The sequence below is a fragment of the Nonomuraea sp. NPDC049607 genome (assembly GCF_040675375.1).
In the GTDB taxonomy this organism is placed as follows: Bacteria; Actinomycetota; Actinomycetes; order Streptosporangiales; family Streptosporangiaceae; genus Nonomuraea.
In genome coordinates, this window is sequence record NZ_JBFAOV010000008.1 from 307,961 (window position 1) to 330,253 (window position 22,293).

Consider the following 22,293-nt stretch of genomic DNA (forward strand, 5'->3'; position numbering starts at 1 on the left):
ACGTGGCTGATTACGACGCTCTCCTCCTCCTGTCGTTCGGCGGCCCCGAGGGGCCCGACGACGTGCTGCCGTTCCTGGAGAACGTCGTGCGGGGGCGCGGCGTCCCGCGCGAGCGGCTGCTCGCGGTGGCCGAGCACTACCAGGGCTTCGGCGGCGTCAGCCCGATCAACCAGCAGAACCGCGAGCTGGTCGAGGCGCTGCGCCCGGTCGTGGGCGTGCCGGTCTACTGGGGCAACCGCAACTGGCACCCCTTCGGCGAGGAGACCGTGCGGCGCATGGCGGCCGACGGCGTGCGCCGGGCCGCCGTCTTCGCCACCTCGGCCTTCGCCGGATATTCGAGCTGCCGCCAGTACTACGAGGACATCGCCAGGATCTCCGTCGAGGGCGGCCCCGAGCTGATCAAGATGCGGCACTTCGGCGATCACCCGGGGTTCGTCGCGGCGATGGCCGACCACACGCGCGCGGCGCTGGAACGGCTCGGCCGCGACGACGCCAGGCTGGTGTTCACCGCCCACAGCATCCCGGTGTCGATGGCCGAGACCGCCGGCCCCTCGGGCGGCCTGTACGAGTCCCAGCTCCGCAGGAGCGCCGAGCTGGTCAACCGGGCCCTGGGCCGCGACGAGCCATGGGACCTGGTGTGGCAGTCGCGCAGCGGCCCCCCGCAGGTGCCGTGGCTGGAGCCCGACGTGTGCGACTTCCTGCGCAAGACGGACGCCGGCTCGGTCGTGCTGGTGCCGATCGGGTTCGTCTCCGACCACATGGAGGTCGTCTACGACCTTGACACCGAGGCCCGGCAGGTGGCCGCCGAGCTGGGCCTGCCGATGGAGCGCGCGGCCACGGCCGGCACCCATCCGGCGTTCGTGCGCATGGTCAGGGAGCTGATGGACGAGCCTGAGCCCGTCCCGTGCCCGCTCACCTGCTGCCCGCGTCCGGTCCGTCCCGGCGGGCGGCCTCAGGCGTAGGTGCGGGCGTACGCCTCGGCGATGCCCATGACCTTGTTCACGTAGTCCCACGAGTGGTTGTAGAACCAGATCGCCTTGCGCAGCTTCCCGGGGCCCTTGCCCGCGCCGTTGGCGCACAGGTAGTTGGCGGCGCCGGGCACCGCGTCGTACGGGCTCCAGATGTCGGCCTTGCCGTCGCCGTCGCCGTCCACGCCGTAGTGCTTCCAGGTGGCGGGCATGAACTGCATCGGCCCCAGGGCGCCGGCGCTGGAGGGCCCGTTGTTGCGGCCGTGACTGCTCTCGACCTGGCCGATGGCCGCCAGCACCGTCCATGACAGGCCGGGGCAGCGGGTGGCGGCGGCCTGGTAGAGCTCCAGGTAGCTGCCCGGCCGGCCGACGTTGACCGGCTGCTGCTGTTGTTGCTGCTGCCGCCGTTGCTGCTGGGCGCGGCTGGCCGCGTCGAGCACGACGACCTGCGCGCCCTTGCCCAGCAGCTTGCGCACCCCGGTCTCGCCGATGGTGCCCGGTTTGCCGTGCAGCAGCACCGCGACGCCCTTCGCGAAGCCGAGCGACCTGCCCACCTCGACACTGACCAGGCCGTCCACGCCGGAGAGCCCGAGCGTGGCCGAGGCCGCGACCCGGAGCCTCGGGCCGCCGTCCACCTGGTACATCGCGCCGAGGATCATGCTGTACTTGCGCATCGTGCCGGCCTCGGCGACCAGCTCGCCCCTGGCCAGGGCGCTCCAGACGGCCGGCTGGTCGGCGACGGGCTGCGGCGTCCAGGAGCGGAAGTCGGCGGGGTCGACGGCCAGCAGGTTCAGCGACGTGCCGGAGACCTTGACCGCGCCGGCGTCCACGACGGCCGCCTTCTGCACGTGCCTGAGCGCGCCGAGGGCGAGCCTGGTACGCCTGGAGACAGTGCCGGGCGCGATCGCCAGCACGCGCGGCGGCGTCACGGTGACGCCCGGTCCGCCCTGTCCGAAATCCTTGACCGGCGCCGTCGTGGGTACGAGCTTGTCGAGGCGCGGAGCGGCCTCCGGGGTCACGCGGGTGATCGGCCTGCGCACCGGCTCCTGGGCGGTTCTGACCAGGTCATCGCCCACGAGCACGACGACTCCCCCGGCCACGGCGGTGACCACGAGCACGCCGAGGACCATGAGCAGGACCGCGCGGAGAGAGGGAAGACCGGACATCAGGCACACGTTAACCCACTCGCCGGAAATTTCAGTTGCCATCCGGACAGACAGTGCGCGATCGTTGGGTCGCCAAGTAAGGGGGAAACAGCGTGGTCGGGCCTTACCGGGGTTTGTTCAACGGGCCCGGCGTCAAGGGATTCGTGCTGGCCGGGTTCGTCGGCCGGATGCCGATGTCCATGCTCGGCATCGGGGTCGTGCTGCTGATCTCCACCGTCACCGGGTCCTTCGCCACCGCCGGCGCGGTCGGCGCGACCACCAACGTGGCCTTCGCGATCGCGGCGCCGCTGTCGGGGCGGCTGGTGGACAGGTTCGGGCAGAACCGGGTGATCGCCCCCTTCTCCGTGGTCAACGCGCTGGCGATGGCCGCGCTGATGCTCAGCGCCGCGCTCCGCCTGCCCGAATGGACCCTGTACGTCTCCGGCCTGCTGATCGGCGCCTCCTCCCTGTCCATCGGGTCGATGGTGCGCGCCCGCTGGTCCACCATCCACGGCGGCACGGGAACGCTGCACACCGCCTTCGCGTTCGAGTCCGTGGCCGACGAGGTGGTCTTCGTCACCGGGCCCGCGCTCGTCACGGTGCTGGCCACGGCGGTCAACCCGTACGCGGGGCTGGTGGTGGCGCTGGTGTGCATGCTCGGCGGCTGCCTGGCCCTGGCGGCGCAGCGGCGTACGCAGCCGCCCGTGCAGCTGGTCAGGACGGGCGGCGGCACGCCCATCCTGATCCCCGGCATCGCCCTGCTGGCGTGCGTCTACCTCGGGCTCGGCTCGGTGTTCGGCTCGGTGGACCTGATCATGGTCGCCTTCGCCGAGGAGCACGGCGTGAAGGGCGTCTCCGGGTTCCTGCTGGCCTCGTTCGCGGGCGGGTCGATGGTGTCGGGGCTGTGGTTCGGCTCGCGGCAGTGGCGGATCTCGTTGCGCGCCCGGTTCGTCCGCGCGCTGGGCGTGTTCGTGGTCGGCCTGGTGCCGATCCTGCTCGTGGACGACCCGTGGGTCATGGCCGCCGTGGCGTTCGTGGCCGGTCTGGCCATCTCGCCGACGCTCATCACCGGGTTCTCGCTCACCGAGCGGCTGGTGCCGCCGTCCCTGCTCACCGAGGGCATGGCGTGGATCTCCACCTCGATCGGGTTCGGCGTGGCGATCGGCGCGTGGGCGGGCGGGCGGCTCACCGACCTGTTCGGCGCGTCCAGCGCGTTCGGTTTCGCGGTGTGCGCGGCGCTGCTGGCGGCGGTCGTGGGCGTCGGAGGTTCGGGTTTGCTGAGACTTCCGGAAGCGCCTTCACCCGTGAAGAGTTGATCCGCTACGGTCGGGAGTTATCCCTCGCAACACCCATCACACCGGAAGCTTTGCTATGTCCCGACAAATCACTTCACTTCTAGCTATCGCTGCAGTTTGCGTCACTCTGGCTCCCGCGCCCGCGTTCGCCCAGACGCCGAAGAAGGCCGAGGTCGATTGCGAGCAGGTCAAGTGCCTCGCGCTGACCTTCGACGACGGGCCCGGCCAGTACGCGGGAACTCTGCTCGACACCCTCAAGAAGACCGGCGCCAAGGCGACGTTCTTCCTGGAGGGCCAGTACGTCACCAGCCGTCCGGCCTTCGTCAAGCGCATGGTCGCCGAGGGCCATGAGGTGGGCAACCACAGCTACAAGCACCCGGACTTCACCAAGATCGAAGCCGGGGAGATCAGAAGCGAGATCAAGAAGACCCAGGACGCGGTCAAGAAGGCGGCGGGCGTCGAGCCCAAGCTGCTGCGCCCGCCGTACGGGCTGGCCGACATCCAGGTGTCCGACGTCGCGACCGAGTTCGGCATGCCGATGGTCCTCTGGACGGCCGGCTCGCACGACTGGGAGAGCAAGAACGTCGAGGCCATCAAGAAGAAGACCCTTGAGGTGGCCCAGCGCGACGGCATCATCCTCATGCACGACTGGGTCAAGCAGACCGTGGACGCCATGCCGTCCATCATCAAGTCCCTGCAGGCCAAGGGGTACCAGCTGGTGACGGTCTCCGACGTGATCAAGCGGCAGAACCTTGAGCCCGGCCAGATTTTCCCGGTTCCCGAAGGCTGGCAGAAGTGAGTATCGTTCACGTTTAATCGGAACGACGCTCGGAGGGGCGCCTCATGGTCTTCACTAACTGGGCCGGGAATCAGACGGGCGCCCCTGCCGAGGTGCGCACCCCCACGAGCGTGGCGGACGTCGTCCAGGCCGTACGGGACGCCTCGGCCGCCGGGCGTCGCCTGCGCATGGTGGGCACGGGCCACTCCTTCACCGGGGTGGCCCTCACCGACGGGATCATGCTGCGTCCCGAGGGGCTGAGCGGCATCAGGTCCGCCGCCGAGGACCGCGTCACCGTCCAGGCCGGCACGCCGCTCAAGGTGCTGAACGAGCTGCTCGACCAGCGCGGCCTGGCCCTGGCCAACATGGGCGACATCACCGAGCAGACCGTCGCCGGCGCGATCCAGACCGGCACCCACGGCACCGGCCGCGACAGCGGCGGCCTGGCCGACCAGGTCGCCGAGCTGGAGCTGGTGCTCGCCGACGGCTCGGTCGTCACGGCCGCGCCCGGCGAGGACCTGTTCGACGCGGCCAGGGTCGGGCTCGGGGCGCTCGGCGTGCTGACGGCCGTGACGTTCCGGGTGGAGCCCGCGTTCCTGCTGCGCAACCGGCGGCGCAGGATGACGCTCACCGACATGCTCGCCTCGCTCGACTCGATGACCTCGGCCAACGAGCACCTCGACTTCTTCTGGCTGCCGCACACCGACGCCTGCCTGGTCAAGACCAACAACCGGGACGCGGGCCCGGCCAGGCCGCCGAGCGCGCTCAAGCACTGGCTGGACAACGTGTTCCTGGAGAACACCGTCTTCGGCGCCGCGTGCGCCGTCGGCGGGCGGCGTCCGGCGCTGATCCCGCGGATCAACGCGATCAGCGCGGCGGCGCTGGGCGACTCCGAGGCGGTGGACACCTCGTACAAGGTGTTCACGGCCCGCCGCGACGTGCGTTTCCTGGAGATGGAGTACGCCGTGCCGCGCCGGTACCTGGCCCAGGCGCTGCGCGAGACCCGCGACCTGATCGACAGGATGGACTGGAAGATCACCTTTCCCGTCGAGGTGCGCGTCACGCCGCCCAGCGACGCGTGGCTGTCGACCGCGTACGGCCGCGACTCCGCCTACGTCGCCTGCCACATCTACCGCCCCACGCCCAACCCCGCGTACTTCGAGGGCGTGGAGGAGATCATGAACCGGCTGGAGGGCCGGCCGCACTGGGGCAAGCTGCACACCAGGGACGCCGCGTACCTGCGCAAGGTCTACCCCCGCTTCGACGACTTCGTCGCGCTGCGCGACCGCCTGGACCCGCGCCGGGTGTTCACCAACGACTACCTCGACGTGGTGCTGGGCTAGCGCTGCGGCTGGCGGCCCTCCTGCTGGAGGGGCGGGTCGTCCTGGGGTTGCGTGGGCGGGGGCGCGCTGGACTGCTGCTCGCCCGGGTCGGGGCTCTCCTGCTCCTCCCCGTCGGGCTGAGGTGTCTCGACGGGCTCGACCGTGTCCGTGGGCGTGGGCGTCGGCGTGACGCTCGGCTCCGGCTCCTCGGTCGGGGACGGCGGCGGCGTGCGCGGCGTGTCCGTCGGCGTCGGGAGCGGGGTCGGCGACTCCGCCGGCCCGGTCGGCAGCACCTCGCGGTCCCGGCGGTCGCGCCCCTGGTCCTGGACGGGGGCGCGCTGATGCTCCTTCACCGGCGTCTGCCTGCCGGTGACCCGCTCGTGCAGCGTCTGGTGGTCGACGGCCTGGAAGGCGAGGATGCCGCCCATGCTGACCGCGAACACCAGCGCGGCCGCCACCGCCATCTTCAGCCACGGCAGCCCCCTGTGCCCGTCGGCGGGAACGGCGACCGGCATGACCAGCGTGTCCCGCCCGCCTTCGCCACCCGGTCGAACGGCGAACACGGCCGTGTCCTCGTCGTCCTCGTCGTCCTCGTCGTCCTCGTCGTCCACCGGAGTACGGAACGCGGCCGTCTCCTCGCCTACCGCCGGGGGGCGGCGCGCGGCCGTCTCCTCGCCCGCGGCCGGGGTGGCGTACGCGGCCGCGGCGAGCAGGCCCTTGCCCTCCTCCTGCTCCTCGTGCCACGCGGACAGCGTGTGCTGCTTGACCCGCTCACCGGTGCGCTTGAGATAGTGCGTGTAGACGGCGCTCGCCACCGTGCTCGCGATGCTGACCACGGCGGCGCCGATCACGGTGCCCGCCACCCCGAGGTAGGAGGCGGCCACCGCGGCGGTGACGGCGGCGAGGGCACTCCCGAGGATCTGTGGCACGCTCAGCTCGAACTTCCGCTGCTCGGCGGTCATCCCCCGGATCAGTCCCCTCTGGTCATACGTTCGGTAAAGAGCTTCCTCGTGAATAGACGCGAGCGCGTGTCCCGTTGTTCCTGTGACCTGCGCGACAGGCATCCTCGTAACTCGTGCCCCGACGATTCGGCCTACCCTCCGTCTACCTCGCCGCGGCCGTGGCGACGGCCGCGACGACCGCTGTGCCTCTCGCCATGACGCCCGCCTCCGGACTCGCCCTGCGCCCCTCCGCCTCCGAGCCCACCCGGCCCTACATCGTCACCGCCCGCAGCCGCGCGGACGCCCGGGACCTCGTCGCGGAGGTGAGATGGCGGGTACGGCGCTACTACACCGAGGCCCTGCCCGGATTCGCCACCTTCCTGACCGCCGGCGAGCTGACCGAGCTCAGATCCGACCCCCGCGTCCTGGCGGTCGAGCCCGATCGCGAGATCCACGCCATGCCCGGCGACACGCCCGCCCCCGCCGACACCTCTGACACGTCCACCGGCGCGGGCACCACCGTCTACGTCGTGGACAGCGGAGTAGACGTCACCCGGACCGAGTTCGGCGACCGGGCCTGGCGCGCCTTCGACGCCACCGGCGGCACCGGTCGCGACTGCGCCGGGCACGGCACGCACGTCGCCAAGGCCGTCGCCTCGCGGGCGCCGGAGGCCAGGATCGCGTCGGTGCGGGTGCTCGGTTGCGCGGGGTCGGGCTCGCTGGCAGACGTGCTGGCCGGGCTCGACTGGATCCGGCGGCACGCGCGCGGCCCGTCCGTCGTCACGCTCGCCGCCGACGGGGCCGACTCGCCCGCGCTCGGCGCCGCCGTACGGTCGCTGGTGCGCTCGGGCGTGTTCGTCGCGGGCGCGGCCGACTCAGGTTGGTGCCAGGTTGCCTCCGGCGGGCAGGCGTTCTCGGCGGCCGCCCCGTATCTCGCCGCGGCCGCGGCGCGTCTTCTCGAACGCAGTCCCGATGCCGGCCCGTCCCTTGTCGCGAGTTCGCTGAAGTGCACAACAGCACGCCCCGCGATTCGCCAGAATCCGTCGAGGAGCTCTAACCTCCTCATGCACAGCGGCGGGCACTAGAGGAAATGGATTCCACAAATGTGACCGGCGTCACATCGCCCCCGGGGCTTCCCAGGAAGGCGATGTTCGGACATGCCGGGTACGGTGCTGGCAGGCAACCGGCACACGCGAGAGACTCAAGGGTCCGGGGGAAGAATGGCGACGCTGACGAAGGGACTCGCATGCAGGAGCTCCGACTCGTCGCGGTGAGTGAGGACGGCACCTATCTCGTGCTGGCTACTGCCGGGCGAGGTACGCGCTTCACCCTTCCTGTGGACGATCGGCTCCGTGCTGCCGTCCGTGGCAACTTCTCCCGTCTCGGCCAGTACGAGATCGAAGTGGAGAGCCCGTTGCGCCCCAAGGAGATCCAGGCACGCATCCGCGCCGGAGAGACAGCGGAACAGATCGCCGCGACCGCCGGGATCCCGGTCGAACGAGTCCGCTGGTTCGAGGGCCCGGTGCTGCAGGAGCGGGAGTACGTCGCCCAGCAGGCGCAGCGTGTCGCCGTCCGCATGCCCGGGGAGACCGCTCCCGGTCCCACCCTCGGCGAGCTGGTGGCCGAGCGGCTGACCAGGCGCGGCGTGCCCACCGACGAGATCGACTGGGATTCGGCCAAGCGCGACGACGGCCTGTGGCGGGTCAAGCTCGGCTACGTCTGGAACGGTCACACGCGCCACGCCGAATGGCTCTTCGACCCGCGCAAGCGCCACGTCTCCCCGCACGACGACGAGGCCATGCGCCTGTCGTCCGCCGACTTCGATCCCGATCCCGCCGTGGTGGAGGACACCACGGTCACGCCGTTCGCGCCTCGGGTGGCCAAGCTGCAGCCGGTGCCGCCGCTCGCCTCCGACCCGCTGCCCTTCCCGTCGGTCGTACGCCGCGAGCCGGAGGAGCCGGCCGTCGGCTACACCCCGCCGCCCAGGTCCGCCGACACCGGCGGTTACGGCCGGGGGCCGGACATGCCTGGGCGTGACGTGCCGTTCGACCGGCCGTCCCCGTCTCGCGAGACCGCGTCGGACACCTCGTCGTCCCTGTCCGACAACACCCGTGCCCCCTTCCGGGGCGAGGGCTTCCACCCCGACCCGTCCCGCGCCGACGGCTCCCGCCCCGCCTCCCGAGGGGACACCTACCGCCCCGAGCCCCCCCGCCCCGACGGATTCCGCGGCGAGGACACCCGCGCCCAGGGCTTCCACGGCGACGACCGTGGCCAGGGCTTCCGTGGTGACGACGGCCGGGCTCCTGGGTTCCGGGGGGAGGACACCCGCGCCGAGGGGCACCGTGGGGAGACCGCGGGGCGCGAGACCGGGTTCGGCCGCTCCGCCGACGCCTCCTCCCGCCGCGGCGGCACGTCACCGTGGCTGCCCGACTTCGGCTCCAGCCGCTCCGGCGAGCGCGACGACACGATCTACGCGCCCGCCAACCCGCCCTCCCGCCCGCTCACCTCCCAGCCTGCGCCTTCGCAGCCGACGCCCTCCGAGCCCGCCGCACCGCCTCAGCCGCCCACGGACGGCCCCACCCAGCACGCACCCACCCCGACCCCGGCACCCGCCCCTGAGGCCCCGGCGACAGCGACCGCTCCTGACGCCCTCCAGACGTCGACCGCTCCTGAGGCTCTCGCGACGTCCGCCGCTCCTGGCGGCACGGCGACGGGGGCGGCGGAGCAGCCGTCCACGGCGGCGGCGGCCGACGAACCCGCCGCCCGGTCCGAGGCTCCGGACTCGGCCCCGCCCCAGCCCGCCGCCTCGGCTTCAACGCCGACCCAGCCGGAGCCCGCCGCCACCTCGGCAGCCCAGCCAGAGCCGCCGGCCGCCTCCACCGTCCAGCCGGAGACGTCCGCCAGTTCTGCCGCACAGCCGGAGACGTCCGCTGCCTCTGCCGTACAGCCGGAGACGTCGGCCACGAACGCCGGGCCGGAGGCGTCCGCCGCCACCGACGTCCAGGCGGCGAGCTCGGCGGCCGTGGATGCTCAGCCGTCCACCGCGGCGGAGACCACCACCACCGGTTCTCCCGCGCCTGGAGACACCGCCGCCCCGGAGCCCGCCGTCGCGTCGGCCGCCTCCGAGACCGGCGATGCCCGGACCACCGAGGCCAAGACCGGCGCGCCTTCGACGCCTCAGGTCACCAGCGCCGCCTCCGCCGACGACGCAGAGCCCGCCACAACCGCCGTCCCGACGGCCGACGCGGCGAACGTTGCGACAGCCGACGCGCCCGACGCCTCAACGACCGGTGCGACGGACGTCCCGAAGGCCGCTGCGGAGGATGCCTCCGCCGCCGCATCCGCCATGAGCGAGAAGCCCGCCACCGCGGAAGCGGCCCCGCAGGCGACCACCGAAGCCACACCGGCGACCACGGCAGCCTCCCAGGACGCACCGGCCACCGAGACGTCCACCGCCACCTCCCAGGACGCACCGGCCACCGAAACGCCGCAGGCGACCACCCACCACGCGTCGACGAACGAGACGCCCACGGCCACCTCGCAGGACGCGCCGCGCGACGAAACGCCCGCAGCCACCTCGCAGGAGTCCTCGGCCGCCGCGTCGCCGGTCGCCCAGAGCGCGGCGGACTCCGCGAAGGCGGAGCAGACGAGCCCGGCGACAGCACCGGCAGCCACGGCCACCCAGGACGCGGCCATCCAGGACGAGGCCGCCAACGACACGGCCACCCAGAACGCCGCCGCGCCGGAGGCGCCCGAAGAGGCGGCCTCGAAGACCGAGGTGCCGGAGACGCCTGAAGAGGTGGCCCAGAAGGCCGAGACGCCCGAAAGGGTGGCCGAGAACACCGAAACGCCCGACGAGGTGGCCGGGAAGGCCGAGGCGCCTGAGGAGGTGGCCGGGAACGCCGGGACGCCTGAAGAGGTGGCCGAGACGGTCGAGGTGCCGGAGAAGAAGGCGCCTGCGCCCAAGCCCAAGCCCGGTCCAGGCGCGCCCAAGGGCGCCCCGCCGATCCCGGCCGCGCGTCCCGGCAAGGACGACGCCAAGGACGACAGCAAGGGCCCCGGCAAGGAGGACGTCCCGGTGCCCTCTCCGCCGCCCGCGCCGGCCGCGCGTCAGGCGCGCAAGGGCGCGCGGGGCCGCCGGGCCTCCGTGCCGACGTGGGACGAGATCATGTTCGGCGCCCGCCGCCAGGACTGACCCACCCGCGATCAGGGACACCGATCGCCGTCATCGACCAGGGGCCGCGCCCACCTCGACAGGAGGGCGCGGCCTCGGCCGTTCAAGGACGCGGTGCCACCCAGGCCGCACGGAACGGACAAGGCCCCTCCGCAAACCCCCCGAGAAATCGCCGTCCGACCCGCCGGGCCCCCGTGCGGACGCCTTGCGGCGGGACTAACCGAGCCCCGGTGCGGGGGCGCCCGGCGCGAAGTCACCGCTTTGCGGCGGAACCGGCCGCGGGTGGTGCCGGGCCGAGTCGCCGGCGCGAAGTCGCCGCCTTGCGATGGAACCAGCCGCCGGAAGGCTGAGGGGTTCAGTGTTGTGGCGGGAAGGGGCGGGCCGGTACGTCGGGCTGCGCGAACGGGGCCAGCCACTCCGGCGTCACCTCGGCGGGGAACGCGGCCCCCTGAGCCTCGGAGACGTCCAGTGCGTGGTAGCCGCCCTTCCCCGCCCCGACCCCCGCGATCAGCGTCAGCACCCCGGCCCGTCGCTGGAACCAGGTCTGGCGCAGCCGCCAGCCCACCACGGCCCGGCGTTCGACCACCGCCTCGGCGCGGCGCAGCGAGCCCGACCGGACCACCAGGCGGGCCCCGTCGTAGCCATGCCCCAGGGAGGCGTACCGGTCGAGGCCCAGGAACACCCCAGCGCCCGCCAGGAGCAACGCCAGGACCGCCAGAACCCACCAGAGCATCATTCCCGTGGCCCACGCCCCCGCGGCGCTCAGCGCGGCCAGGAGGAGCCAGGGGAAGACCGCCCGGAACAGGCGGCGGTTGCGCGCGATGGGCGGATGGGGGCGCAGGGTGGAGCGGAAGGGTCCGACCGCGTCGGCGGTGACGCCGACGGCGACCTGGCGCGGCACGTCGGGCAGGAGTTGCCCGCGCGTCTCGGAGTCGCCCAGCCCGGTCACGATCGCCCAGACGCGTACGACCCCGGCCAGGCGTTCGGCCAGACCGTCGACGATCTCGTAGCCACGCACCCTGCGGGACTCCAGCGACACGCTGCGCCGGTTGATCAGCCCGCGCTCGGCCACGAGGTAGCCGTCGCGGCGGGTGAGCCTGAAGTCCCAGTTGAACACCGCGTACATGACGCCGCCGACGAACGGCATGGCGACGACCAGCAGCAACGCCACGACGAGCAGCAGGTAGGGGTGCTCCCACAGCCACTCCCCCGCGCTCCAGGCGGCGTCCTGGCCGAAGCCCAGGTCGTCGCCCCACTGGAAGGCCAGCCCCACCGCGCCGCCGGCGAGCGCGAACGGCGTGAGCAGGTACGCCCCGGACAACGGCCCGTACAGGAGCCACCGGCGCGGGACGGCGATGATCGACCGGTCGACGGGCGCCGGACCGGGCCCGGGGATGTGCTCGGCGGCCCTGACCTGGACGGCGCGGCGCAGCAGCACCGCCTTGAGGCGTTCGGCCTCGCCCAGCGTGACGCCGTCGAGCGCGGCCTCCTCGTCGTCGCCGCTCGCGCCCGTGTCGACCTTGAGCACGGCGAGCCCGAGTATGCGGTGCATGGGCGGCGTGGAGACGTCCACGCCGCGCACCCGCTCCAGCGGGATGGTCCGGATCGAGCGGCTGATCAGCGAGCGTTTGGTCTCCAGGCGGTCGCCGACGATCTCGTACGTGAAGGTGGCCCAGCGGATGACCGCGAACGCCACGGTGCCGACGACGCCGATCGCCGCCCACGCGTACGACCTGGCCGAGAAGCCGCCCACGAACAGCACGCCGACCAGGGGCAGCAGCAGCGAGGGCAGCATCCGTACCGGATCTATGAGCAGCACCTTGGGGCTCAGCCGCCGCGGCGCGGGGGGCGGGGGCGGCAGGGGCTGAGGCGGAGGCGGCGGCGGGGGCGGCTGGGTCACGTGGCGTCGTCCCTGAGCTCTTCGGCGCGGTGGGCCAGCCGTTCGGCGAGCCCGGCCGCGACCTCGAAGTCGAGGCCCTTGATCGTGGAGGAGCCGGCGTGGGAGGCGGTGCGGATCTCCAGCGTGGCCAGGCCGAGCAGCCGTTCCATCCACCCCTGGCCCTTGTCGACCGTCTGGATGCGGCTCACCGGCACGAACACCCACTCCCTGGTCAGGAACCCCGACCTGGCGTAGACGACGTCGCCCGACAACTCCCAGCGGTGGACGGCGTACCGGACGAACGGCTCGGCCGCGAGGAACGGCGTCAGCACCACCCCGACGACCAGCGGCAACAGCCAGGTGTGCGCGGCGAGCCAGGACGGCACCCACGACCACCCGCTGCCGCCCACCCACCCGGCCACCACGGCCGAACCGCCCACGAAGAACACGAACCCGATGGCCGCCTGCAGCAACCACAGGCGGCGGGCCTTGGGCGAGACTCGGTGCGCGGGGTCACGCAGTGGGCCTTTTGACGTCACACGACCAGCTTAGGGCGCACGGCCCGAAAGACGATCTGGCTACGCCCCCCGAAGATCGCCCTCAGGGGCCTCAGGACGCCCATGGGGAATGGCGTCCGCGACCCATCGCGCTCACCGGCGGCGGCGGGTAAAGATCGGTCGGCCGTAGCGGCGTGTCGGGCGGACGCCCGGACGCGGCGGGTGCATGCTCGGTGGCGGCCGGCCGCAGGCTGTCGAGCTGGGCCACGTCGGCGGCGCCACGTTCGTGCCATCCAGGCCCGGCGGCGCGTTACCGCACCACGCGCGAAACGCCCTCACGAAGCGTGGCAGCCGCCGTCCGCCGCAAGGCACAACCGCCACTTCCGGCGCAGCTGAATTTTGCCTGCCGGACGCCGACCGAAACCATGCCCGTTTTGTCCCTACCTCCCGCCCGCCGGGACCCCGCCGCGCGCCCCTGGGAACGGGCAGGCCAGGAAGGTCATGGCGACACCCGTCCCGCAGACCCGCCGACGGCGTCGCTGTGGCCAACTTCACCTCTGAGATCCCCGCATTCTGGCCGGTTTCGGCTCCTTTGCCGACGACCGACCATCGGGAAACGGTCTGCGCACCGCCGAGAGCCGCGTAGCATCATCCGGCATGGGGCTGTGTAACACGGCATCACGTGTGAGGCGGGCCGCTGTCAGTGTGACAGTGGTGGCTTTCGCGCTCACCTTGTCAGGTTGCGCCGCCCTGGGCATCGGAAGGTCCCAGGCCAAGGAGATCGCGGAGATCAACGTCTCGAGCCCGGAGTTGCGCGACGGCATGCCGCTGCCGGGCGAGTACTCCTGCCGGGGCCGCCAGGGCAGCCCGCCGCTGCGCTGGTCCAGCGAGCCCTTGCCGAAGGCCAAGTCGATCGCGATCGTGGTCGACTCCCACACTCCCTCCGAATCGGCCGTTCACTGGGTGCTCTACAACATCCCGGCGACCACGACCGAGCTGGGGCCGGGTGCCGCCGAGAGTCCGCCCGAGGGCTCCGGCCAGGCCAAGGTCACCAGTGGGAAGGCGGGTTACGAACCGCCCTGCAACACCCCGGGCAGCTACCGGTTCACCGTCTACACGTTGAACGACAAGGTCGAGGCGAAAGAGGGCGGGCTCCCCGAGATCTTGAAGGAGATCGCCGACCACACGATCGCCCGGGGCCGGCTGACGGCGGTGAACATCCAGTGACAGGGCGATCACCGCAGGTAGACCGGATGGACCAATTCTTTGCGTAGGGTGTGACAACTCTCATAGTGGTCCGACAGAATCAGATCCAATTGTTAGGCATTGGTGATCAAAGGGGGCAGATCGCGTCGATGGCCGCGCGATCTCACCGATGCCACAGGGAGGCCATGGCTTTGAGGGTGGTGCAATGATCGCGGTCGTCGTGAGCTTGGTCGCTGTCGTGCTCCTCGTGCTCGTCGTCGTGGCACTGGGCATGCGTTCCATGAACCGCCGGGAGAGCTCTCTCCCTCCGGAACGGCTGAAGGAGATGGCCGAGAAGGAGGAGATGACGCACGCCCGGTCCACCGACGAGTTCGCCGCGCACGAACCACGGATGGCCAATTTCAGCCCTGACTTCTCCCCGATCGACGAGGTGAAGCCCAAACCCGTCCGCACCGGCCAGCGTGGCAGGCGTGGCGTCGACGAGTGGGGCAACCCGACCACCGACCACGAGGACGAGGAGTTCTGGGCGAACATCCGCAGCGACGCCGAGGAGGGCGGTTTCGGCGCCGGCGGCACCGTGGCGGCCAGGAAGGGCGCCGCGCGTCCCGTCGATCGCGAGCAGCCCGCAGAGCGCCGTGAGCGCCCGGCCGAGCGCCGTGAGCGTCCCGCGAAGCCGCAGCCCGTGGCCGCCGCGGCCGACCCCAACGCCGCGACCGTCCAGGCCCCCCTGCCCCAGCGCCAGCCCGCCCCGGCCGCCGCGGCCAACCTCGCCGACCTGGTGGAGCCCGCCAAGCGACCGGTTCCCTCCGCGTCCGACATGGCCGACCAGCGCACGGTGACGTTCGCGGCGCCGACGCCCGACGTGCTGAGCCTGCTCGGCGGGGCCGCCCAGCCGGTCGTGCCGGCCTCGCGTCCCGAGGCCCTGCCGGCGAGCGGCGCCCACCCCGCGAACGGCAACGGCTCGTTCCCCGCCTCCCCCTCCTACCCGGCGACGTCCGGCGGGTCCTACTCCGGCGTCACCTCCAGCGGGTCCTTCCCGGTCGCCCCGGTCACGCCCATCCACGGCGCGCCGACCAGCGACCCGTTCCCCGCCTACAACAACGCGGCCGACCCCCTTGAGACGACCTGGACGGGCGCGCCCGCCGCGGCCACCTCGGGCTCCTGGCCCGCCGCCTCGCCCGACATCCTCGACGACCCCTCCCCGGCCTCCTACGCCGCCCCGGCCGGCTCCTGGCCCGCCTTCGTCGAGCAGCCCGCGGCCACCGCCTCCCCGTCCGCCGCCTTCCCGGCGTCGTACGAGGTGCGCGCCGGCTGGGCCGTGGCCGACGACTCCGGCTCCCCGATCACCGGGCCCTCCCCGGCCACCGGCACCCCGACCGTCCCCGCCCGCGCGGTCTCGGCCTACGACGACGTGCTGTCGGCTCCTCCGGCGACGCCCCAGCCGTCCTCGGTCGCGTACGAGACGGGCGACTTCGCCGCCGGGCCCGGCCCCGCCTGGCCCGAGCCGCCGTCCGGCACGGCGAACTGGCCGACGTACGGCGGGCAGTCGCAGGACGCGGCCGCTCCCGGCCAGGCCGACAACGGCGGCGGCCGCCGCCGGGCCCCGGAGCAGGACTACAACGACTACTACCGCTGATCTCCGGCCCCTTACCGAATGAGTAAAACCCCCGCGACGACCCGCTAAAGCGGGGGTGGCGCACCACTAGGGTTTCCGACATGATCGGCGATACCCTCAGTAGCTGGTTGCGTACGCTACGGCATGATCTACCCGCTTCGCTCGTGGTCTTCCTCGTCGCAGTCCCGTTCTCCCTGGGCATCGCGACGGCCTCGGGCGCACCGCCGGCCGCCGGGCTCATCGCCGCCGTCGTGGGCGGGGTCGTGGCCGGCTCGCTGGGCGGATCGGCCGTCCAGGTGAGCGGGCCCGCGGCCGGGGTGTCCGTGGTGGTCGTCGAGCTGGTGCGCATTCACGGCTGGCGGGCCACGTGCATGATCACGCTGCTGGCGGGGGCCGTCCAGCTGGTGCTCGGCGTGGTCAAGGCGGCCAGGGTGGTGCCGGTCCTCTCCCCCGCGGTCGTCCGCGGCCTGCTGGCGGCGGTGGGCGTGATCCTCGCGCTCTCCCAGCTCCACGTGGTCCTCGGCGGGCAGCCCCAGCTCTCGGCCCTGGCCAACCTGGCCGACCTGCCCGGGCAGATCGCCGGCCTCCACGGGCACAAGGTCGCGCTGGGCCTGTTCACGATCGTGGTGCTCGCGTTGTGGACGCGGCTGCCCGAGCGGGTCAGGGCGGTGCCGGCGCCGCTGGTCGCGCTGCCGGCCGCGGCGGGCGTCGCCTGGCTGTCCGGCTGGGACGTCACCCGCGTCGACCTGGCCGGCAGCTTCTCCGGGTGGGGCTTCCCCGTGCTGCCGTCCGCCGACTGGCACACGATCGTGGGCGCGGTGCTGCTCGTGGCGATGCTGGGCAGCGTCGAGTCGCTGCTGGGCGCGACGTCCGCCGACGGAGGTCACCCCGGCCGTCGCGCCGACCTCGACCAGGAGCTGGCCGGACAGGGCGTGGCCAACATGGTGTCGGGGGCGCTGGGCGGCCTGCCGATCGCCGGTGGAATCGTGCGTACGGAGGCGAACGTGCGGGCCGGCGGGCGCACCCGGTCGTCGTCGATCCTGCACGGGGTGTGGGTGCTGGTGTTCGCGGTGGGGTTCGGCTGGACGGTTCGGCTGATCCCGCTGGAGGCGCTGGCGGCGCTGCTGGTGTTCACCGGCGTGCGGATGGCCGGCCTCGCGCGCCTCAGGAAGGGCCGCGGGCACGGCGAGGTGCCGGTCTACGTGGTGACGGTGGTGTCCGTGCTCGTGCTGGGCCTGGCCGAAGGGGTGCTGGCCGGGCTGGCGCTGGCCGGGCTGCTCGCGCTGCGCCGGCTGACCTGGGTGAACGTACGCAGGCGCGAGGAGCAGGACGGCCGCCTGCACGTGACGGTCACCGGCTCGCTGACGTTCCTCGGCGTGCCCAGGCTCACGCACGGGCTGCGGTCGATCGCCGCGGGCACGCCGGTCGACCTCGATCTCACCATCGACTTCATGGACAACGCGGCGTTCGAGGCCATCCACTCCTGGCGGCTGGACCACGAGCGGACGGGCGGCACGGTCGACCTCGACGAGCCGTACGACGAGTGGTACGCGCTGGCGGCCCGCGGGACCCGTACCGGCAGGTCCCCCGACCGGCGGTGGGTGCCGTGGACGCCGCGGACGCGTCCGGGACGCCGCACCATCCCCGACGACGGCGGCTCGACCCCGGCCACCTGCACCGAGGGGTCGCGCGAACTCCACCACCGTGCGGCTGCGCCGGTGCGGCCGATCTTCACCGAGCTGGCGGGCAAGCAGCAGCCGACCCATCTGTTCATCACGTGCGCCGACTCCAGGATCGTGCCCAGCCTGATCACGGCGAGCGGCCCCGGCGACCTGTTCACCGTGCGCAACATCGGCAACCTGGTGCCGCGCCGCGGCTCCGAGCCGCACGACGACTCGGTCGTGGCCGCGATCGAGTACGCCACGCAGGTGCTCGGCGTGCGCACGATCACCGTGTGCGGGCATTCCGGATGCGGGGCGATGGCCGGGGTGCTCAGCGCCGGGGTGCAGGCGGGCAGCCTGCCGGGGCTGCGGCGCTGGCTGCGGCACGGGAACCACAGCCTGGCCAGGTTCATCGAGACCGAGGGCGACCGGCTGCACAACGGGGCCCTCGACGTGTTGTGCCGGGTGAACGTGCAGCAGCAGCTGGAGAACCTGCGGACCTACCGGAAGGTGGACGAGCAGGTCAGGGCGGGCAAGCTGGAGCTGGTGGGCCTGTACTTCGACATCGGGTCGGCGCGGGTGCACCTGGTGCCGCCGCTGCGGTCTTCGCTCTCCGTGAAGTTGTGAGTCCGCGTCCCGCCGGGCGCCGAAGATGGGTTCATGAATATTTTGCTCATCGGCGGCACAGGGTTCCTGGGGCGCGCCATCGCGGAGGAGGCGTTGGCTCGTGGCCATGAGGTCACGACGTTCAACAGGGGGCTGAGCGGCGACGACGTGCCGGGCGTCGAGACCGTGCGTGGCGACCGCGAGTCCGTCGCCGACCTGGAGCGGCTGACCGACGGGCGGTCGTGGGACTTCGTGGTGGACACGTCCGGGTATGTGCCGCGGGTGGTGGGCGAGTCGGTGCGGGCGCTGTCGGGCAGGGCGGCGACGTACGCGTTCATCTCCAGCGTCTCGGCCCTCGACGGGTTCCCGGCCAAGGCCGCCACCGAGGACACCGCCGGATGGCCGTGCGAGCCCGCCGCCGGCCCCGACGACGGCGACTACGGCGTGCTGAAGGCCGGCTGCGAGCGGGCGGTCGAGCAGGGCTTCGACGGCAACGCGTTGATCATCCAGCCGGGGCTGATCCTCGGGCCGCACGAGAACGTGGCCCGGCTGCCCTGGTGGCTGACCCGTATCTCGCGGGGCGGCCGGGTGCTGGCGCCGGGCGATGCCGCCACGCCGATGCAGCTCGTCGACGCCCGCGACGTGGCGATCTTCACCCTCGACCAGGCCGAGCGGGGCGTCGCCGACCGGTTCGCGGTGACCGGCCCGGCGGGCAACACCACCTACGGCGAGTGGCTGGAGCTGTGCAGGCAGGTCACCGGGTCCGACGCGGAGCTCGTGTGGATGGACGCGGAGTTCCTGGTCGAGCAGGGGGCGGGCACGTTCGTGGAGCTGCCGCTGTGGGGCGGGCCGGCGTCCGAGGAGATCGACCACTTCTGGAGCGTGCCGACGGGCAAGGCCGAGGCGGCGGGGTTGCGGGCGCGTCCGGTCGCGGAGACCGTGCGTGACACGTGGGCGTGGCTGCGCGAGATCCCGGAGGAGCAGCGTTCCTACGGCCGCAGAACGGTCCACGGGATGGCCCCGGACAAGGAGGCCGGCATCCTCGCCGCCTGGGACGCCCGCTCCTCCTGACCCTCACGGCGAACCGTCCGGGCCCGGCGACGCGCCACCATCGGCGGCCCGCCGGCCCCGGGCAGGCGGCCGGGGCCAGATGGGCGGGCGGGCCCGGATGAGGCTGAAGGGGCCTCGTTCCGGTGCCGAGAACCTCGTGACGTGGGAATACGCATACACCGCAAACCGGCGGGCAGGTGACCCACGGTGTACGTGAACTCACGGGGGAGGGTTCGACGATGACGTACCAGAGCAGGCCCGTCACGGGCTGGGTGGGCTGGGTATGGTTCGCCGGCATGCTCATGATCATGTCCGGCGTGTTCAACATCATCACCGGCCTCTACGCGGTGATCAACAGCGGGCTGTTCGTCCGCACGCCATCCCGCCTGCTGTTCTTCAACATCGGCACCTGGGGCTGGATCCATCTGCTGTTCGGGATCGTCCTGCTCCTGACCGGTATCGCGGTGACCGTGGGGCAGACCTGGGCCCGCATCGTGGCGGTGGTCCTCGTCATGATCAACGCGATGACACAACTCACCTGGATCGCGGTCAACCCGTGGTGGTCGCTCGCGGTCATCGCGGTGGACGTGCTGGTGCTGTACGCACTGATCGTGCACGGCCGGGAGGCCCAGGAACTGGGAGGTGAGAGACGAGCCGGCCTGTAGGCCGGGTTCTGTCCTTCGCGAACGAAGGGGCGACCATCCATCTAGGGCCGCCGTTGCCGGCGGCCTCAAGCGGTCTACCCGCGCGGCTCGGGCGGGCAGCCCTCGAACGTCGCGCGCGGAACGCTCCGGAGAACGTCCCTTCTTGACCTTGCTCCGGGTGGGGTTTACCTAGCCGCCCACGTCACCGTGGGCGCTGGTGGTCTCTTACACCACCCTTTCACCCTCACCCCCCACCGAGGCGGGGGGCGGTCTGCTTTCTGTGGCACTGTCCCGCGGGTCACCCCGGGTCGGCGTTACCGACCACCCTGCCCTGTGGAGCCCGGACCTTCCTCGGCGGGCCCGGAGGCCCGACGCGGCCGCCCGGCCGACTCGTCTTCAGGAAGATTATCAAACCTCAAGCCGTTCCCAACCGAGTCGCAAGATCGATTGGGTGGAATGGGCATGTCACCGCCTGAGGGGGGCGGAGGCAGCAGTGGCCGCGCCGGGATGTTCTGGCGGCTCCCGGCGCGGCCGCGCTCAACGCAGATGGGCCGTGTCGTTGAACGACTTCACCACGGCCGGGCCATCGGCGTAGTACTCGATCAGCGACAGGCAGGCCAGGTCGAGGTGCATCCGGTAGAGCGCGCCCAAGGGCGCGGTCAGCGCTTCGCGCAGCAACATCTTGATCGGCGTCACGTGGGAGACGGCGAGCACGGTCTTGCCCTCGTAGCGCTCCACCAGCCGCTCCCCCGCCGCCTGGACGCGACGGGCCGCCGTGGCGAAGCTCTCGCCACCGGGCGGCGCGGTGTCGGGACCGGCCAGCCACGCGGCCAGCTCGTCGGGCCACTGGCGCTGCACCTCGGTGAACGTGTGCCCCTCCCAGGCGCCGAAATCGGCTTCCCTGAGGTCTTCGTCCACCTCGACGTCGAGCCCGGTGCGCTGCGCCACGGCCTCGGCCGTCTGCCTGGCCCGCCTGAGCGGCGAGGAGACGATCACCTCCGGCCGGTACGGCTCCCGCGACAAACGTTCGGCGGCCGCCGCGGCCTGGGCCAGCCCGTTGGCGGTGAGCTCGGCGTCGCCGAGGCCGGAGAAGCGGCGTTCGACCGACAGCGGTGTCTCGCCGTGCCTGAGCAGCAGCAACGAGGTGGCCACGCGGGTGGGCGGGGCCCAGCCGGTGCCCTTGGTGCGCTGCTGGGCGGCGGCCACGGAGGCCGTGGGGGCCGACAGCCCGGAGATCTCGCCCGCGTCGAGGAGGTCGGTCTGCTCGACCACCACCGGCGGCGTGCGGACCGCCGCGCCGGGCACGGGCACCGCCGGTGCGCCGGCGTCGTGGGTGCCGCCCGCCTTCCAGGTCAGGCCCTTGGCGGCGGCGTCCATGGCCTCGTTGGCCAGCCGGTCGGCGTGCTTGTTGTGCTCGCGCGGGATCCAGGTCCACTCGACCACCCGCAGCCGCCTGGCCAGCGCGCCGGCCTCCAGGGCGAGCGGGCGCAGGCCCTCGTTCTTGATCTTCCAGCGGCCGGCCATCTGCTCGATGACCAGCTTGGAGTCCATCCGCACGGCCACCTCGGCGCCCTCGCCGCCCACCCCGAGCACGGTGGTCAGCCCGGCGATCAGCCCCCGGTACTCGGCCACGTTGTTGGTGGCGACGCCGATCGCCTCGGCGGCCTCGGCCACGACCTGGCCGTCGGCGGCGTCCCTGACGACCGCGCCGTAGCCGGCCGGGCCCGGGTTGCCACGCGAGCCGCCGTCGGCCTCGATGACGTACGACGTCACAGGCCGGACTCCGGGGTGCGGACCAGGATCCGCCGGCATTCCTCGCAGCGCAGCACCTCGTCGTGAGGGGCGGCCTTGATGGAGTTCATCTCGGCGATGGACAGGGCCACCTTGCAGCCCTGGCAACGGCCGCCGCGCAGCATGGCGGCGCCCACGACGTACTGGTCCTTGAGCTTGTCGTAGAGCTTCAGCAGGTCGGCGGGGATCTCGCCGGCGACGGCGGCGCGGCGGGCCTGGACCTCGCCCGCCTCCTTGTCGATCTCCTGCAGCGCGGCGTCGCGGCGGTCTTCGGCGGCGGCGCGGGTGGTGGCCACCTCGTCGCGCTGGGCGACCAGGTCGGTGGCCTTGCCGTCGGCCGCCTCCCTGCGCTCCATGATCTCCAGCACGATCTCCTCCAGGTCGCCCTGGCGCTTCTGCAACGAGGTGATCTCGGACTGCAGGCTCGCCAGGTCGCGGGGGGAGGTCACGGCGCCGGAGTCGAGGCGCTTCTGGTCGCGGTCGGCGCGGGTGCGCACGGCCTCGACGTCGGTCTCGGCCTTGGTCTGCTCGCGCGCGAGGTCGCCGGCCTCGGTCTCGGCCTCGATGACCTGGGTGACGAGCCTGGCCAGGCGCTTGGACTGCTCGTCGATCTCGGCCAGCTCGGGCAGGGTGCGCCGGCGGTGCGCCAGCCGGTCGATCACGGAGTCGAGCTCTGCCAGGTCGAGCAGTCGCTTCTGGGCCTCAGGGGCTGCTTTCATGA

General features: G+C 72.5%; 17 protein-coding genes and 1 other RNA gene. 10 read left to right on the forward strand and 8 right to left on the reverse strand.

All coding sequences use genetic code 11. The features are described from left to right. The first annotated feature begins 2 nt into the window (after positions 1 to 2). Positions 3 to 962, forward strand: coding sequence for a ferrochelatase (locus AB0J97_RS19030; RefSeq protein WP_357697924.1), 960 nt, complete (start codon positions 3 to 5; stop codon positions 960 to 962). On the opposite strand, the gene AB0J97_RS19035 is transcribed toward AB0J97_RS19030, so the two are convergent. Further along, a complete protein-coding gene (locus AB0J97_RS19035) occupies positions 953 to 2,134 on the reverse strand; it encodes a lytic transglycosylase domain-containing protein (RefSeq protein WP_364090186.1) in 1,182 nt (393 codons plus the stop codon). The genes AB0J97_RS19030 and AB0J97_RS19035 overlap by 10 nt on opposite strands. Positions 2,135 to 2,226: 92 nt before the next feature. Here AB0J97_RS19035 and AB0J97_RS19040 point away from each other — a divergent pair, with 92 nt between their 5' ends. The 3 genes from AB0J97_RS19040 to AB0J97_RS19050 are packed head-to-tail and all read left to right on the forward strand — an operon-like array spanning position 2,227 to position 5,529. Then, positions 2,227 to 3,429, forward strand: coding sequence for an MFS transporter (locus AB0J97_RS19040; protein ID WP_364090189.1), 1,203 nt, complete (start codon positions 2,227 to 2,229; stop codon positions 3,427 to 3,429). A 55-nt stretch (positions 3,430 to 3,484) separates the two neighbouring features. Continuing rightward, positions 3,485 to 4,207, forward strand: coding sequence for a polysaccharide deacetylase family protein (locus AB0J97_RS19045; protein ID WP_357697918.1), 723 nt, complete (start codon positions 3,485 to 3,487; stop codon positions 4,205 to 4,207). Positions 4,208 to 4,251: 44 nt separating this feature from the next. Then, the gene (locus AB0J97_RS19050) at positions 4,252 to 5,529 is read left to right on the forward strand and encodes a D-arabinono-1,4-lactone oxidase (protein ID WP_357697916.1); all 1,278 of its coding nucleotides are present in this window, start codon (positions 4,252 to 4,254) and stop codon (positions 5,527 to 5,529) included. Here AB0J97_RS19050 and AB0J97_RS19055 read toward each other — a convergent pair. Further along, positions 5,526 to 6,470 (reverse strand): hypothetical protein, encoded by a 945-nt coding sequence (locus tag AB0J97_RS19055; RefSeq protein ID WP_364090193.1) that lies wholly within the window; start codon positions 6,468 to 6,470, stop codon positions 5,526 to 5,528. The two genes, AB0J97_RS19050 and AB0J97_RS19055, sit on opposite strands and share 4 nt — an antisense overlap. Positions 6,471 to 6,583: 113 nt before the next feature. Here AB0J97_RS19055 and AB0J97_RS19060 point away from each other — a divergent pair, with 113 nt between their 5' ends. Together AB0J97_RS19060 and sepH are read left to right on the forward strand one after the other, a co-directional pair. Beyond that, positions 6,584 to 7,534: a S8 family serine peptidase gene (locus AB0J97_RS19060; protein ID WP_364090196.1), complete on the forward strand. Its 951-nt coding sequence runs from the start codon at positions 6,584 to 6,586 to the stop codon at positions 7,532 to 7,534. A 161-nt stretch (positions 7,535 to 7,695) separates the two neighbouring features. Next, a complete protein-coding gene (gene sepH / locus AB0J97_RS19065) occupies positions 7,696 to 10,644 on the forward strand; it encodes a septation protein SepH (protein WP_364090199.1) in 2,949 nt (982 codons plus the stop codon). 334 nt (positions 10,645 to 10,978) lie between these two features. On the opposite strand, the gene AB0J97_RS19070 is transcribed toward sepH, so the two are convergent. Continuing rightward, complete coding sequence (locus tag AB0J97_RS19070; RefSeq protein WP_364090202.1) at positions 10,979 to 12,523, reverse strand: PH domain-containing protein; 1,545 nt, start codon at positions 12,521 to 12,523, stop codon at positions 10,979 to 10,981. Then, positions 12,520 to 13,041 carry a PH domain-containing protein gene (locus tag AB0J97_RS19075; RefSeq protein WP_364090205.1) on the reverse strand — a complete coding sequence of 174 codons (522 nt, stop codon included), beginning with the start codon at positions 13,039 to 13,041 and terminating at the stop codon, positions 12,520 to 12,522. The genes AB0J97_RS19070 and AB0J97_RS19075 overlap by 4 nt, the downstream gene beginning before the upstream one ends. A 672-nt stretch (positions 13,042 to 13,713) precedes the next feature. On the opposite strand from AB0J97_RS19075, the gene AB0J97_RS19080 reads away from it, so the two are divergent. The 4 genes from AB0J97_RS19080 to AB0J97_RS19095 all read left to right on the forward strand — a co-directional run bounded on the left by AB0J97_RS19080 (position 13,714) and on the right by AB0J97_RS19095 (position 19,158). Continuing rightward, entirely contained in the window at positions 13,714 to 14,226 is a 513-nt protein-coding gene (locus AB0J97_RS19080; RefSeq protein ID WP_357697904.1) for a YbhB/YbcL family Raf kinase inhibitor-like protein, read from the forward strand. 199 nt (positions 14,227 to 14,425) lie between these two features. After that, on the forward strand, positions 14,426 to 15,841 hold the full coding sequence (locus AB0J97_RS19085; protein ID WP_364090208.1) for a hypothetical protein: 1,416 nt from the start codon (positions 14,426 to 14,428) through the stop codon (positions 15,839 to 15,841). Between the two features lie 80 nt (positions 15,842 to 15,921). Further along, complete coding sequence (locus tag AB0J97_RS19090; RefSeq protein WP_364090211.1) at positions 15,922 to 18,108, forward strand: SulP family inorganic anion transporter; 2,187 nt, start codon at positions 15,922 to 15,924, stop codon at positions 18,106 to 18,108. 33 nt (positions 18,109 to 18,141) lie between these two features. Beyond that, positions 18,142 to 19,158, forward strand: coding sequence for an NAD-dependent epimerase/dehydratase family protein (locus tag AB0J97_RS19095; RefSeq protein ID WP_364090214.1), 1,017 nt, complete (start codon positions 18,142 to 18,144; stop codon positions 19,156 to 19,158). A 319-nt stretch (positions 19,159 to 19,477) separates the two neighbouring features. On the opposite strand, the gene AB0J97_RS19100 is transcribed toward AB0J97_RS19095, so the two are convergent. From AB0J97_RS19100 to AB0J97_RS19115, 4 genes are all read right to left on the reverse strand, one after another. Beyond that, positions 19,478 to 19,651: a hypothetical protein gene (locus AB0J97_RS19100; RefSeq protein ID WP_357697897.1), complete on the reverse strand. Its 174-nt coding sequence runs from the start codon at positions 19,649 to 19,651 to the stop codon at positions 19,478 to 19,480. A gap of 132 nt (positions 19,652 to 19,783) precedes the next feature. After that, an RNA gene (gene rnpB / locus AB0J97_RS19105) (RNase P RNA component class A) lies at positions 19,784 to 20,174 on the reverse strand. 144 nt (positions 20,175 to 20,318) lie between these two features. Then, entirely contained in the window at positions 20,319 to 21,554 is a 1,236-nt protein-coding gene (locus AB0J97_RS19110; protein ID WP_357697895.1) for a bifunctional RNase H/acid phosphatase, read from the reverse strand. Then, the gene (locus AB0J97_RS19115; protein WP_357697893.1) at positions 21,551 to 22,291 is read right to left on the reverse strand and encodes a C4-type zinc ribbon domain-containing protein; all 741 of its coding nucleotides are present in this window, start codon (positions 22,289 to 22,291) and stop codon (positions 21,551 to 21,553) included. Before AB0J97_RS19115 ends, AB0J97_RS19110 begins: the two co-directional genes overlap by 4 nt. Positions 22,292 to 22,293 lie beyond the last annotated feature (2 nt).